We start from the raw sequence: 13,358 nt of genomic DNA, 5'->3' as shown, positions 1-13,358 counted from the left end.
ACTTTTTATGTAGGCTTTTTGTTGCACTCGTATATATTTTGCGTATGAAACAACATGTTGACACGGCCTTAAAACTTAGAAAATGGGTTGTGATTGGCCATCACATTCCGGGGCGAGTTCGCTTGAAGTACAAAGTGGGCATTGTTGCGCATCTGGCGAAATATAAAGTGCAAGATATCGAACATGCCTTAGCGTCTATTCCAGCGTTCAAAAACTACAAACTTAATAGTGTTACTGGCAGCATTTTGCTCGAGTATGATCCGACGGTCATTCAACCACTCCTTATTGATGTGTTGTTTTCCGGAACGGAACAAGAAGCCGAGCAAGCTTGCTATGACATCGCAAAAAGTTTGAATTTAAATGGAGTTAGTTCATGAGTGATAACAATCCGCAAGGTGTTGGTAGCGGCGAGCAAAATGCTGCATACAATCAAGACCCGCAAAGCACTCAACCGCCACCATATGGTCATTACCACGGCTACCCTCCGCACATGATGCATCCCCAGTTTACGCACCAGCACCCACACCAGCAGATGGGGCAAACACAATTTCCACCAGCAGGGCATATGCCTCCACCAATGTGGCACCACCCTATGTGGATGCAGCATCCAGCATTTTGTCACCCATCTATGATGCCGCCACCCAATTGGCATCACCCACACATGCATCCTGCAATGCATCAAGCTATGTCTCAAGGAATGCATCAAGGAATGTACCAAGGAATGCAATCGCCTACGGCTGCGCCAAATCAGGAGCAGAACGAGGCCAACGACGCTTTATTCGAACAGGCACAAGCAATGCTAGAGGGTGCGATGGGCGAAGAAGCCGGTATGTTTAAAGAAATTTTAGGGAGTTTAGGCATGAACGATAAAGAATTTTGGAAAGGCGCAATGGTTGGCGCTGCAGCGGCACTTCTACTGAGCAATGAAAATGTGCGCGGCAAGTTGATGGGTTTAGTTTCCGGTGCTGGTGATGCATTGAAGACGGGTGGTTGTGCGGTGAAAGAAACGGCGACGAATACCGCTCATAGCGTTAAAGAGAATGTGAGTACGGGTGGTGAAATCTTCCGTGATACTTATGCTGCTGGTAAACAAGGCTTCCAAGAGTCGGTTGAACGCCATAAAGAAGCAAAGCAGGAAGAGACTACGCAAGTGGAACCTGAGCAAGTTATTCAACCAGTATCTGAAGAAAATCAAGATGTTAAACCGGTATGAGTAACTCAAGTGACAAACTAAGCGCAGCCAGTCGAGCCATGATCATTGGTGCCATGGCAGGTGGTAGTGCGTCAGTGCTGAGTAACTGGAAAAATCATCAACAAGGTGAACTGGCAACCAATGATTTGGTTGCGCAGGCATCTGTTTCTGCTGTTAAGGCTGGTGTCGTTAGTGGCGCGTCGACCTATGTGGCGGAAAAAATGGCGGGTCGTCCAGTACTTTCTCTTCTAACTATTTTAAGTGTTGGTGCAGCAGGTGTGTATCTGATGGATCAGCTGACGGAAAAAACAAGCGATGAATAACAATCACCCATACTACTACGGCTACCCTTACTACGGTCAGCCAGAGCAAGCCAACAATCAACAGCAGCCATACAAGCAGCAAAACAGTAAAACACATTTTGCGATGGGGTTGGTTGCTGGCGCGGCAGTGGCTTATATTCTGAGCAATAAGAAGTTTCAACAAGGTGTCGCGGCGACAGGCGAAAAAGCTTGGTCAACCGTGCGCGGTGAAGTTGAAGAGCTAAAAGAGCGCTTAGAAGATACCCAAGCAGAGCTCGAATATTACCGTAATTTGCACAAAAATGAGGAATGATCGGTTTGCAGATCAAACATCATTTTCCTGGGCGAGTTCGCTTTAAAGTTGCTGAGTTAAAGCAGCATCGCGATATTGGTGAATGGATCAAGCATAGTTTGATGGCCATTCAAGGTATTCGCGATGTTCGTGTCAACTCTGTTGCCTGCTCTATTGTGATCGAGTACGACACGACCGTATTAAGTAGCAAGGTGTTGAGCGCTCGACTAACAGAGCTGGACTTTAGCCAAGCAGAACAACAAGAGACTGAACACGAATATACGCGTGGTGATATCGCCATGAACGTGATTGGTACCCTTGCTGCTGCAATGCTGCCGAACAAATGGGGAGCTCTGTCTACTGCGACCTTAATCGCTCCTACAATGTTTGAAGGCATCGAAGAACTGCGTGAGAAACGTATTTCGGTAGAGGTGTTGGATGCTATCGCGGTCGGGCTTTCTGCATGGCGTGGTGATTATCGCACCGCGATGATGACCCAGAGCTTGATTAGCCTTGGCGAATACATGGAGCAGAAAACCAGCCGTAATAGTGATCAACTGCTGGCTGATTTGATGCGTCCCCAAGAGTCATTAGTGTGGCGAGTTGCTTGTGATGGCAGCAAGAATCAAGTCAGCTCGACAGAGCTTATTGCTGGTGATGTTATTGAACTGGTGCCTGGTGATGCGATCCCTATTGATGGGGTGATCGTTGAAGGCGCAGCACTGGTGAATCAGTCAGCTCTAACCGGTGAAAATGTGCCTGTGAGACGAGAGCTTGAAGCTTACGTTTATTCTGGCACTACCGTTCATGAAGGCACGGTTAAGGTTCGTGTCGAGAAAGTTGGTAGTGAAGCGACGACAGCACAGATTGCTAAGTTGATCTACGACTCTCTGAGCGAGAAGAGTGAGATTCAACAGGTCACGCAAGATATGGCGAACCGCCGAGTTAAGATCACCTTAGGGATTGGGGCGGCGGTGTTTGCTTTGACGCAAGACTTAAATCGTGTTGCTTCAGTGTTTTTGGTAGATTACTCTTGTGCGTTGAAGCTGAGCACACCAGTGACGTTTAAGTCGATCATGTATCGCGCTGCGCAGCAAGGTATTTTGCTTAAAGGGGGCAGTGCAATTGAGAAGCTGGCTCGTGTTGATACCTGCGTGTTTGATAAGACGGGAACGCTGACCTACGGTGATATGGAAGTCACCGATGTGATTCCTTTGTGTCCGAAAAATAGTGCGCGAGATCTATTAGCGATCGCTGCGTCTGTGGAAGAACACAGTAATCATCCATTATCGCAAGCGGTGGTGAATGCGGCAACTAACCACCAACTTCCTCATATCGAGCACGGTGAAGTGGAATATGTGATTGCACATGGTTTGCGCAGTACACTGAAAGATCACTGTTTGGTGATGGGAAGTCGTCATTTTCTTGAAGAACATGAACAGGTTGATTTTAGTGAAGTGGAACAAGAAATTCGCCATTTCGAGCAACTTGGTCGCCATTTGATATTTATCTCATCCGAGAAAAAGCTCATTGGTATGATTGGTTTACGTGATCATTTGCGTGAAGATGTTTATCAAACGCTGACTGAGCTACGTGAGTTAGGTATCAATCATCTAGTGATGATTTCAGGTGATAGTGCTTACAAGGCGCATATGTTAGGTGATGAGCTAAAACTTGACCAAGTATTCGCTGAAGCGACACCAACGAGTAAATCGAGCATTATTGAGCAATTGCAACAGCAAGGGCACAACGTGATGTTTGTTGGTGACGGTGTCAATGATGCGCCAGCTTTGACTAAAGCCGATGTCGGCGTAGCGATGTGCCGCGGCACCGAACTGGCGCGCCAAGCAGCTGATGTGGTTCTATTGCAAGATAAGTTAGCTGGCGTATCTGAGACAGTAAATTTAGCTCATGTCGCGATGAAGATGATTAATCAGAACATTAAGGTCGCTGAGTATGTTAACAGTGGCATTATGCTTGCCGCCGCGTTAGGCATGCTTAATCCAACCATGAGTGCACTCCTTCATAACGGGACAACGTTGGCAATATTAGGGCGTTCGGTTGCGATTAAGAATGGCTAGCTAAAACACATTTCCCCCCTTAAATGCCTGCTTGAATGAGCAGGCATTTTTCGATCTACGTTGTTTTTGTCTAAAATAAGCGCAAACTTTCTGCAAATTGACAGCAAATTGATAATTCGACCAAGCTCGATGGCTAATATGCGATGCATTAGGTGACAGAGAGTAATCGCTCTTTGCCGACACTTCTTTTTTGGTGAGTTACCTGTTTTTACGGTAGCTACTGGTTTACGTACGTATTTCAAAATTCTAGGAATTTCCCTCTCGTACAAAAGACTACAATAAGATGAGTTGCTGGTTATGAAAAATATCCTTTTAGGCAAGCGTAATGGCTTGTTCTTACTTGTATTACTATTGATGCTAATTGCGCCGATGAAACTCTTGGTGAGTCATATTGAGCTGTTAGCACCAGTGAGTGATCTGCAGGGGATGTTTTTTACATTAGTGACGAACTCAGCAGGTAGCGGTGGCTTTGTTGTGACGCTCGCGGTACTTGTGGGGAGCGTTTTGACCCTTAAGCTCTCACGCAAAGAACATTTGGCGAAAGCGATGCAGCTTGGTTTGATTTTAGTGATTGGTTTTGCTGCTAAAACGGGGTTGAAACAAGTCACAGAAAGCCCACGACCTTACACAGAGCTTTTATCCCATCAATTATTAGTCCCTAATCCTGACCATTTTTATCACCTTTCTGCGACCCAACAAGAAAAAGTCATCACTCAAGTAACAGATAATGTCAGTCATTGGCGTACTCAACATTGGATGGGCGAGACCGATTATTCATTTCCTTCTGGGCATACGATTTTCGTTGCGATTTGCGTGGCGTTTTTCGGTGGGCTGTTCATGGAACATAAACGCTATATGCTCACTGCTGGCTTAATGATTTGGGCGGTGAGTGTGGCTTATAGTCGATTGTGGTTAGGGATGCATAGACCGATAGATTTGATTGGTTCAATTCTGTTTGTGATGGTCGCTTATGCTTTATTGCCTCACTTTGATGGTTTAGCGAGTAAGCTGAGTCAGCAACTAAACCTAGTTAAGCGCTGCACACACTAAGTTACCGAAAAGTGTCTGCATTATTACGCTGAAGTAATAGTGATTCATTTATCTGCTTATTATCAAATAACCATCAATAAATAATAATGAGTCTCCAGTCATTCATTTAATTTGGAGACCATTATGGCCAATGGATTTACCAGAGATGGTGGCGTTCAAGAACAAATCGATGCCACCATTGTCGATGCAATTCACCGTGCTCGTGCCAATCTACAACGCGAACACAACCATACAGAATATTGTTTGGAGTGTGGTGAAATTATTCCCTTAGCTCGTCGCAAAATTATGCCTGGCGTAGAATTGTGCGTTGAGTGTCAACAACAACAAGACGTGCGCCAGAGAGCAACCTCGGGCTTTAATCGTCGCGCAAGTAAAGACAGTCAATTACGTTAATCGTGTGATATCCAAGGTGTGAGATACTAGATTCTCCCTGCTAGGTACTGTGTTGGTTAGGTCCGGTTCTTTAGTTATTGCGTTGAGTCATGGCGACTTTGGATATCAACTGCCAGTTTTGTTCTACTGTAAATGTATGGCACGGCTTCGCATTAATCTGGCGTGCTTGATATGATAATTAGAATTGAAATAGAGGTGATTTGATGAAGAAATTTTTGTTGGGATTGTGCGTTTCTGCCGTGCTGAGTGGCTGCTCGCTACTTGTGGGTGAAGATTACTTTGGTGAGGGTTGGAAAGGTGAGTCTGTTGAACAATTGACGGGACACTGGGGAGAGCCTGAGAGTACAACCAATCTAGAAAATGGCGGTCAGGAACTGATTTACAAATTATTCAATGATAGTTGCACTTATGTTTTTTATACTGATGCCTCAGGCGATATTATCAACTACAAATACCAAAGTACATTTTTAGGGACATGCAAGCCTATCGGCTGATCGGTTTCGCTTCTGCACTTTTATCCTGTCAATTAATCCACCAAATAAAGACCAATTTAGAAACTTTTGACCTGAGACCGAGCCAGAGGGACTTTTGTCCTCTTGTTCTTATCAAGCCAGCGTTATGCTTGGCGCAAGAAATATCAATACACCAAACGATTCGATTGTTCTCTTTAGATGCTTTACATCTTTAGAGAGAAATGAAGGCACGATAGGTCAACTCTATGAACGTACTTGTTATTAATGGTCACCCGAACCTAGACAAATCTTTTGCCAATGCTGAGATTCTAAAATTGCTCGAACAGCGCACCGATTGGAGCGTGGCGCATGCAGCAGATTTTGCCGGTGATATCAAAACCGAGCAGCAACGTCTGTTGGACGCAGAGCTGATCATTGTACAGTTCCCTTTGTACTGGAGCACTTTTCCTGCGGTGATGAAAGAGTGGATTGATCAAGTTTTCACTTATGGTTTTGCGTTTGGTCCCGATGGCAGTCAGCTAAAAGGCAAAAAACTGCTGTTCTCAATTACCGCAGGCGCGACGGCTGAGTCTTACTCTGAAACAGGCTTTAACTTTATGCCGCTTGAGAACTATCAACGTTCTTTTGAGCATGCATTTAAGGCTGCTGAAATGGATATTCTCGACACGGTTGTCACGTTTGAAATGAACGCGATTCCTGAGGAAGGGGGCGATGTGGAAAAGACTATCGCACTGGCTCATCAACACGCGAACCAAATTATTTTTGCAGTCAAGAATACAGTCAACGCTCACATCGGATAAATTATTATGTTTCAATCATTAATTGGCATCGCCGTACTTCTTGGCGTGGGCTTCCTATGCTCTGAAAATAGAAGTCAAATTAGCTGGCGCGCTGTAGCAGGTGCATTTGGCATCATTCTTGTGGTGGCTGGCTTTGTTCTGGCAACAGACGTGGGCGCTGATGTGCTGCTAGCGGTATCTAACGCAGTAGGTCAGGTATTTAGCTACGGAGCAGAAGGGATTAAGTTTGCTTTTGGTAGCTTGGTTAATTTCAGTGTTGATGGCATCGGTTTTGTTTGGGCACTGCAAGTGTTACCGCAAATCATCTTTACTGCCTCGCTAACCTCACTGTTTTACTACTTGGGTATTATGCAGTGGTTTGTACGCATCATTGGCGGTGGTCTACAACGCGTTCTTGGTACTTCTCGTGCTGAATCAATGAATGCGGCAGGTAACATCGTGCTAGGTCAAACTGAAGCGCCGCTCTTGGTTAAGCCTTACCATCGAGTTCTTACTCGTTCACAGATTTTTGCCATCATGGTTGGTGGTTTATCTTCTATTGCAGGTTCAATTCTGGCAGGTCTTGCAGGCATGGGGGTAGATTTGAACTACCTGATCATGGCGTGTTTCATGTCTGCACCTGCTGGATTGATGTTTGCGAAACTGATCATTCCAGAAACAGAAGCAACCATCGATGAAGTACCAGAATTACCAGATAACGAAAAGCCAACCAGTTTTATTGATGCGGTAGCAAAAGGTGCGATTGCGGGTACTTCTATCGCCGCTATCGTCGGTGCAATTATCATCTCATGTATTGGTTTGATGGCGTTGTTAAACGGTGGTCTAGGTGCCATTGGTGCTTACTTCGGCTTTGAAGGCTTAACCGTTGACGTGATCTTAGGTTTCTTCTTCTCACCAGTTGCATGGCTAATTGGTGTGCCTTGGGATGAAGCGATGTCTGCAGGTTCGTTCTTAGGTCAGAAAATTGCCCTAAACGAGTTCGTTGCTTTTGCAAGTATGGGCGCAGTAGAGCTTAGTGACCGTACAACTGCGATTATGACGATTGCGCTGTGTGGTTTCGCTAACATTGGCTCAGTCGCCATGGTATGTGGTGCGTTAAGTAGCATGATCCCAGAACGTTCGGGTCTGATTGGTAAATTAGGTATGAAAGTGCTGCTTGCGGCAACACTAGCAAACTTGATGAACGCGGCGATCGTAGGTTTGTTCGTTTAATTTTTCGGTGTAGTCACTCGTGGCTGCCCCCAGTTGCTGATAGAAACTGATCTCCTAACCAGCCGGGATAGAGATAGCGCCACTCGCATTTTGCCAGTGGCGTTTTTTTATTTGAGAAAGTCGCAGCGATTATTCATAGGTATCAAGGAAGATACGCAAAGCTTGCTCATCAACAATTTCTAATCCTTGTTCCCCTTTACGGATAAGCTCTTTCTCCATCAGTGTTTTGACCGCACGGCGATAGACGCGTCCCGAAGTGCCAAAACGTTCTGCTTCTTGATTCACTTTGTCAAAGCCCGTTAGCGATGGGCTGGTCTTTTGCTGCATCAATAAATCATAAGCAATGTTATAGGTGATTGGGTGCAATAAGCGACTGGTGTAAATATCCAGCGAATCTTGGTAATCATCGGCCAGTGCTGAGGCAAAGAAAAATAGCATCTCTGGTTGCTGTTGCAGAAGTTCAGCCAGCTTTTTCAGGCAGATAATATCGACCTGCATATGTTCATCGGCGACGACATTCCACTGGCAAGGTGTTTGAGTGAAAAACTCCATTTCACCAAAAATATGATCGTCACAGTTGGCTTCACCAAGCTGAAAACGGCGTCCGTTAGCGGCGAGAATACTCATAGAAACCCGACCTGCAGGTACGACATAGATGTAATGTAATGGCTCGCCTTGGGTCAGAATTGCTTCACCAGCACCAAAGTAGCGGCTGCCCACTTGGCATTGATAGATAAACTGGCGAAATGCAGCACTCTTCTGCTGTAAAAGGTCACTAAAGCGCCCATTGGCGTAGGGTTTAATTCTCATCTTTTCTCACGTTTTTGCTGTTGGCACCGCAAAGTGTTTTCGGTCCAATTATCGCAGCGCTATTTATATGTAAATGCTCAAGAGCACCTGCTATTTGATGATTGTCACATGGTAACAATGGCTACGATTTAAATAGGTTTGTGCGGGACAAAAGTCCTCCTGCGCTCAGGAGTAACTCGCCTAAGATTGGCGTAGTTTAAACACATTATTATCGGACTTCGATATGCGCATGGTTGAAATGATGGATTTCTCATCACTCAACTATGATCTGCGCAATCTAACGGTCTGACGTATAAGAAGTAAAAGGAGCAATCCATGCTGAAACAGCCCCATATTGGTGTTGATGCAACGCAAGTCGCCCCCTTGGTGATTGTCTGTGGTGAGCCGGACCGCGCAAACCGTATTGCCGCTCTGTTTGATCACGCTGAGTTGGTCTCGGAAAATCGCGAGTACCGCTTGTTTACTGGCGCATATAAAGGTGTGCCAGTGTCGGTGTGCAGTACTGGCATTGGTGCGCCCTCGATGATTATTGCGATCGAAGAGCTTAAGCAATGTGGTGTGACTCATGTTGTGCGTGTTGGCTCAGCAGGGGCAATGCAGTCAGGTATTGGTTTAGGTGAGCTGATTGTGGCAGAGGGTGCGGTCCGTGATGAGGGGGGCTCAAAGTCTTATGTTGAAGCTTCTTACCCAGCGTACGCCAGTTTCTCATTGTTAAAAGCGCTGGATAATTACCTTGCGAGTCAAACGAACGCTTATCACTTTGGTGTCGTGCGTTCACACGATAGTTTTTACACCGATGATGAAGAGGCCATTTGCCACTATTGGAATAAAAAGGGCATTTTAGGTGCGGATATGGAAACTTCAGCACTGTTTGCGGTGGGTCGTCTGCGCGGTCTTGAAGTGGCGTCTATTTTGAATAACGTGGTGCTTTACCAGCAAGATGTCAAAGAAGGCGTCGATCAATACGTCAATGAAGCAGAAGTGATGATGCAGGGCGAAAAACAAGCTTCTCTAGCCGCCTTAGAGGCACTTATCGCTCAAGCATAAGGTTTGTTAAGCCTCTAATTCAATCTCGCCCCAAATGCTCTTTAGGCTTTTGGGGCGTTTTTTTCAGCCGCGTTCGCTTTGAAGTTGCAACGCTTAACTTAAAGGCTTAACTGCTTTGTTGCGAGCGAACAATCTCTTCACTTACCCAATTTAATAGCTGTTTAATCGCACGAGAAAGCACCTGATTTTGTCGTACGATGTAACCTAGGCTAGTGGTAGGAAATTCAGGTAAAGGCGTAATCGCAGTCTTCAAATTCAACTTAGGATGTAAGGAAAACTCCGGCACGATGGCAACGCCAAATCCCGCTTCTGCCCAGTCAATTTGCGCATCGACACTGCCGACTTCCATCACGCGATATTTAGGCAAATTAAGCGTAGGCAGAGCCAGGTCGAGTAGATCGCGGGTACGAGTATCGTGACCAAGTAAGATCAATGTTGGTTCTTCTTGTTTGCTGTCCCATTGACCTTGTTGCCAGGCTTGTAAACCATCGCCTAACGCGCACCATTTCACTTGCTGCAATTCGGTGAAATGCAGTGGTTGGCTCTCTTTTTGCGCCATCACAAAGCCGAGATCCGCTTTGGCACTTTTGACCAATTCTGCCGCTTGTGAAGAGGTGGTATTAAGCAGCGATAGATCAATTCCTGGGAACTGCTTTTTGAACGATTGAAACGGCGAAATAAGCAGTAAGCGCGAGATGATATCGCTTGCAGCGATGGTCAACGTACCTTGGTCTAAGTCATTGATAGCGTTGATGTCAGCTTGGCAAACTTGCAATTCCATCAGGGTGCTTTTGGCACTTTTTAGCAGCCGCTCTCCCGCTTGAGTAAGGCGAAATGGGTTGCGTTCAATCAGTTTAACTCGGGTCGCTTGCTCAAGCTGTTTAATGTGCAGACTGACATTGGGCTGCGTCATATGCAGTTCATTGGCGGTCTTGCCAAAGTGCTCCACACGAGCCAAAACAACAAAAGTATTGAGCCAGTTGAGGTCTATCATAATTGTCCTCGTTAGGGTTCTAGGCCGATCGCAAAAATCATTATAATCCCATATGGAATTCTTATTAGGGTTATAACGATTATTAATTTTTCTTATTTTGAGCGGATGTTTAGGATAAGTCCATCGCTTTTGAGGAGAGTTAATTATGTCGTCTATTGTCGTTGTTGGTGCAAACTGGGGTGATGAAGGTAAAGGTCGAATCGTTGATTATTTGGCAGACCAAGCATCAGCAAGTATCCGTTTCCAAGGTGGTAATAACGCAGGTCACACTGTTGTTAATGACTTTGGTACATTCAAACTACACCAACTACCAAGCGGCGTATTTAACCCAGACTGTATCGCAGTTCTTGGCCCTGGCATGGTAATTAGCCCTGCGTCACTATCGCAAGAGATTGCTGAAGTGGAAGAGTCAGGCGTGAAAGTAAATCTTTGTATTTCTGACCGCGCAACGCTATGTCTGCCTCTACACGCTCTAGAAGATACGCTAGAAGAAGTGCGCCTAGGCGACAAAGCTTACGGTTCAACGCGCCAAGGTATTGCACCTGCGTACGGTGACCGAGTAATGAAAAAAGGCATTCTGGTTGGTTGGTTAAAACAGCCTGAAGTGTTGGTTGAGCGCATCAAATTCTGGATGGACTGGAAACTGCCGCAATTGCGCGCGCTATACCCAACCTTTGAATTTGAGCAAACTGCACAAGAGATGGCGGATTGGCTGCTAGAAGTATCAGCGCCTTGGCGTGATGCTATCTGCAACGTAACGCTGCCTCTAAAAGAGCTACAAGCAAATCAGCAAACGTTGCTATTTGAAGCTCAGCTAGGTGCGGGTCGTGATCTTGTGTACGGTGAGTACCCATGGACAACGTCATCTAACGTAGTTTCTATGTACGCAGGTATTGGTAGTGGTCTACCAGCACTTCGTCCTGAGCGCGTTATTGCGGTAGCGAAAGCATTCAGCTCATCAGTGGGTACGGGCACGCTAATTACAGCCATGGAAGAGCAAGATGCATTCCGTGAACTAGCAGGCGAATTTGGTGCAACCACGGGCCGTCCTCGTGATATGGGTTACTTCGATGCAGTTGCAACTAAGAATGGTGTGGAGCTACAAGCGGCAACGGAAATCGCGCTAACTAAAGTTGACTGCCTAACTGGTCTGAAAGATCTGAAGATCTGTGTTGGCTACGAAGGTGAGCACAGCGAGAACCCAATTTGGCCACAAACGGCTGCACTCGCACCAATCTACGAGAAGATGGAAAGCTGGAGCGAAGACATCACAGGTTGTCGTCAGTTTGAAGAGCTACCACTAGCGGCACAAAAATACGTATTGCGTATCGAAGAGCTAATGGGTGTACCAGTGAAGATGGTGTCTGTTGGTCCTGGTCGCGAGCAAATGATCGTTCGATAATCAGTGATTGAAATTGCATAGAATAGGAAGGCTGACCATGGAAGGTTGGCTTTCTTTCTATTTGGGGTTTGGAAACCGGAAATTCTTACTTCGTATTTCTTAACTGATCGGGATCGTTCAGTTTTATACGGGGTGGTTGGGTGTTAAGGGTAAGGGCTAAGCCATATAAATCCACAGGTGGCGCTGTGTCTTTCTCATTTATAGCGGTTAAAGCGTTTGGCTTTGCCCTTGTTCTCTGAGTGCACTTTCTATTCTAGAAAAGCATTTGTTCAGCTGTTGTTGTCGCTGCTATTCGACAGACGAGAGGATTGTCTGAAGAATGGGGTGACGAATGAAGCGTAAGCTTCAAAATCATCAAAAAAATACAATGAACTCACCTACCTGAGAATTATCTTTGCCAGTAATACTGCCCATCGATGTTTCTTCACAGAAAGAGAAGTCTAAATCTAATTCACTTAAAGGACTATTTGCCAGCACAAGACGCTTTAAAATGTCACTATTAAGTTGATGAATGTTCGCACTCCAAGTTGTTTTGTTTTTGAATATATTAAATGTAATTAGCAATAGCGTACCTATTTTTTAAATGTTGAATTATCACGTTTTTGTTGGAACCAAAATCTTTTTCGACCGATAGAACGAGCCATATTATTTACCTATTTGTGGAAGTTTAAATATCCCCTTTCGATTCAAACAAATAGCTGCGTTAAACAGCGCTAGTCTGAGTTTTTAAGGGCTAGAGTTATACCTTAGCAACGCTTGATTACAGTTTTGCGAACGGCAAGCAATAGCTTCCCAGCACAGATATACTGTGAGGAAACAGATCGACAGCGCCAAAGCAACGAGTGCTACGCACAAGGCTGCAACTAGGTTTTGGTATATAAGAAATTAGGGAAGGTTGTATTGCCCCATCGACGTCATTAGGGGGCGCATCGTTAGTATCTGTTACTTTGCACGTTAGTCGTTGTGAAGTAAAAGATGCTCTTGGTCTCTCATTAGACCTTCTAACCTTCGCAAACAATAGTCATTGGCTGTTAAACGTTATTGATATCATTTCATGCTATCAAGAAGTTACTGCAAAAAATTACACTATTGTTTCGGAATTTCTCTTAATGCACTGAACTTGGAATTCATTCTTCAATATAGATTTGAGGGTATTTCAGGGAGAATCTTGCTAGGGATGTCACTGGAAGACTTACTATACTTTAACAATTCGATTGTCAGAGCAAGAGCGCAATATACACCTTTTAAACTGAATTACTAGTATTATTTTTAAATTTTCTATTAAAACTTTTCCAATTGTACGGCTAAGA

The 13,358-nt window shown here is 45.1% G+C and carries 14 protein-coding genes; 12 read left to right on the top strand and 2 right to left on the bottom strand.

What is annotated here, in order from left to right; genetic code table 11:
- Window positions 1–44: 44 nt before the first annotated feature.
- The 10 genes from GZN30_RS20915 to GZN30_RS20870 all read left to right on the top strand — a co-directional run bounded on the left by GZN30_RS20915 (window position 45) and on the right by GZN30_RS20870 (window position 7,795).
- Window positions 45–377, top strand: a complete 333-nt coding sequence (locus tag GZN30_RS20915; protein WP_083627130.1) for an HMA2 domain-containing protein — start codon at window positions 45–47, stop codon at window positions 375–377.
- Window positions 374–1,213, top strand: coding sequence for a YtxH domain-containing protein (locus tag GZN30_RS21405; RefSeq protein WP_232060549.1), 840 nt, complete (start codon window positions 374–376; stop codon window positions 1,211–1,213). The genes GZN30_RS20915 and GZN30_RS21405 overlap by 4 nt, the downstream gene beginning before the upstream one ends.
- Window positions 1,210–1,515, top strand: a complete 306-nt coding sequence (locus GZN30_RS20905) for a magnetosome protein MamC (RefSeq protein ID WP_075648111.1) — start codon at window positions 1,210–1,212, stop codon at window positions 1,513–1,515. The genes GZN30_RS21405 and GZN30_RS20905 overlap by 4 nt, the downstream gene beginning before the upstream one ends.
- Complete coding sequence (locus GZN30_RS20900) at window positions 1,508–1,807, top strand: YtxH domain-containing protein (protein WP_075648112.1); 300 nt, start codon at window positions 1,508–1,510, stop codon at window positions 1,805–1,807. The genes GZN30_RS20905 and GZN30_RS20900 overlap by 8 nt, the downstream gene beginning before the upstream one ends.
- Window positions 1,804–3,867, top strand: coding sequence for a heavy metal translocating P-type ATPase (locus GZN30_RS20895; RefSeq protein ID WP_075648113.1), 2,064 nt, complete (start codon window positions 1,804–1,806; stop codon window positions 3,865–3,867). Before GZN30_RS20900 ends, GZN30_RS20895 begins: the two co-directional genes overlap by 4 nt.
- Window positions 3,868–4,164: 297 nt before the next feature.
- Window positions 4,165–4,917, top strand: coding sequence for a phosphatase PAP2 family protein (locus tag GZN30_RS20890; RefSeq protein ID WP_075648114.1), 753 nt, complete (start codon window positions 4,165–4,167; stop codon window positions 4,915–4,917).
- 123 nt (window positions 4,918–5,040) lie between these two features.
- Window positions 5,041–5,310 carry a DksA/TraR family C4-type zinc finger protein gene (locus GZN30_RS20885; RefSeq protein WP_075648115.1) on the top strand — a complete coding sequence of 90 codons (270 nt, stop codon included), beginning with the start codon at window positions 5,041–5,043 and terminating at the stop codon, window positions 5,308–5,310.
- A gap of 203 nt (window positions 5,311–5,513) precedes the next feature.
- Window positions 5,514–5,804, top strand: coding sequence for a hypothetical protein (locus GZN30_RS20880; protein WP_075648116.1), 291 nt, complete (start codon window positions 5,514–5,516; stop codon window positions 5,802–5,804).
- 224 nt (window positions 5,805–6,028) lie between these two features.
- Entirely contained in the window at window positions 6,029–6,583 is a 555-nt protein-coding gene (locus GZN30_RS20875; RefSeq protein ID WP_075648117.1) for an NAD(P)H-dependent oxidoreductase, read from the top strand.
- Between the two features lie 6 nt (window positions 6,584–6,589).
- Entirely contained in the window at window positions 6,590–7,795 is a 1,206-nt protein-coding gene (locus GZN30_RS20870; protein WP_075648118.1) for a NupC/NupG family nucleoside CNT transporter, read from the top strand.
- 129 nt (window positions 7,796–7,924) lie between these two features.
- On the opposite strand, the gene GZN30_RS20865 is transcribed toward GZN30_RS20870, so the two are convergent.
- Window positions 7,925–8,605: a Crp/Fnr family transcriptional regulator gene (locus GZN30_RS20865; RefSeq protein WP_075648119.1), complete on the bottom strand. Its 681-nt coding sequence runs from the start codon at window positions 8,603–8,605 to the stop codon at window positions 7,925–7,927.
- A 315-nt stretch (window positions 8,606–8,920) separates the two neighbouring features.
- Between GZN30_RS20865 and GZN30_RS20860 the strand changes: the two genes are divergently transcribed.
- Window positions 8,921–9,652: a nucleoside phosphorylase gene (locus GZN30_RS20860; RefSeq protein ID WP_075648120.1), complete on the top strand. Its 732-nt coding sequence runs from the start codon at window positions 8,921–8,923 to the stop codon at window positions 9,650–9,652.
- A gap of 106 nt (window positions 9,653–9,758) precedes the next feature.
- Here GZN30_RS20860 and GZN30_RS20855 read toward each other — a convergent pair whose 3' ends face one another.
- A complete protein-coding gene (locus GZN30_RS20855; RefSeq protein WP_075648121.1) occupies window positions 9,759–10,646 on the bottom strand; it encodes a LysR family transcriptional regulator in 888 nt (295 codons plus the stop codon).
- Between the two features lie 145 nt (window positions 10,647–10,791).
- On the opposite strand from GZN30_RS20855, the gene GZN30_RS20850 reads away from it, so the two are divergent.
- Window positions 10,792–12,048 carry an adenylosuccinate synthetase gene (locus GZN30_RS20850; protein WP_075648122.1) on the top strand — a complete coding sequence of 419 codons (1,257 nt, stop codon included), beginning with the start codon at window positions 10,792–10,794 and terminating at the stop codon, window positions 12,046–12,048.
- Window positions 12,049–13,358 lie beyond the last annotated feature (1,310 nt).

Origin of the sequence: Vibrio ponticus, from assembly GCF_009938225.1 — a bacterium.
GTDB lineage: Bacteria > Pseudomonadota > Gammaproteobacteria > Enterobacterales > Vibrionaceae > Vibrio > Vibrio ponticus.
The sequence above is the reverse complement of the archived record's forward strand: the minus strand, read 5'-3'. Positions and strand labels throughout refer to the sequence as shown.

Bases quoted from the DNA above. Each gene is read 5' to 3' on its own strand.
- GZN30_RS20870 (WP_075648118.1), top strand. From the start codon at position 6,590: ATGTTTCAATCATTAATTGGCATCGCCGTACTTCTTGGCGTGGGCTTC.
- GZN30_RS20855 (WP_075648121.1), bottom strand. From the start codon at position 10,646: ATGATAGACCTCAACTGGCTCAATACTTTTGTTGTTTTGGCTCGTGTG.
- GZN30_RS20915 (WP_083627130.1), top strand. From the start codon at position 45: ATGAAACAACATGTTGACACGGCCTTAAAACTTAGAAAATGGGTTGTG.
- GZN30_RS20885 (WP_075648115.1), top strand. From the start codon at position 5,041: ATGGCCAATGGATTTACCAGAGATGGTGGCGTTCAAGAACAAATCGAT.
- GZN30_RS20905 (WP_075648111.1), top strand. From the start codon at position 1,210: ATGAGTAACTCAAGTGACAAACTAAGCGCAGCCAGTCGAGCCATGATC.
- GZN30_RS20900 (WP_075648112.1), top strand. From the start codon at position 1,508: ATGAATAACAATCACCCATACTACTACGGCTACCCTTACTACGGTCAG.
- GZN30_RS20895 (WP_075648113.1), top strand. From the start codon at position 1,804: ATGATCGGTTTGCAGATCAAACATCATTTTCCTGGGCGAGTTCGCTTT.
- GZN30_RS20880 (WP_075648116.1), top strand. From the start codon at position 5,514: ATGAAGAAATTTTTGTTGGGATTGTGCGTTTCTGCCGTGCTGAGTGGC.
- GZN30_RS20850 (WP_075648122.1), top strand. From the start codon at position 10,792: ATGTCGTCTATTGTCGTTGTTGGTGCAAACTGGGGTGATGAAGGTAAA.
- GZN30_RS20875 (WP_075648117.1), top strand. From the start codon at position 6,029: ATGAACGTACTTGTTATTAATGGTCACCCGAACCTAGACAAATCTTTT.
- GZN30_RS20865 (WP_075648119.1), bottom strand. From the start codon at position 8,605: ATGAGAATTAAACCCTACGCCAATGGGCGCTTTAGTGACCTTTTACAG.
- GZN30_RS20860 (WP_075648120.1), top strand. From the start codon at position 8,921: ATGCTGAAACAGCCCCATATTGGTGTTGATGCAACGCAAGTCGCCCCC.
- GZN30_RS20890 (WP_075648114.1), top strand. From the start codon at position 4,165: ATGAAAAATATCCTTTTAGGCAAGCGTAATGGCTTGTTCTTACTTGTA.
- GZN30_RS21405 (WP_232060549.1), top strand. From the start codon at position 374: ATGAGTGATAACAATCCGCAAGGTGTTGGTAGCGGCGAGCAAAATGCT.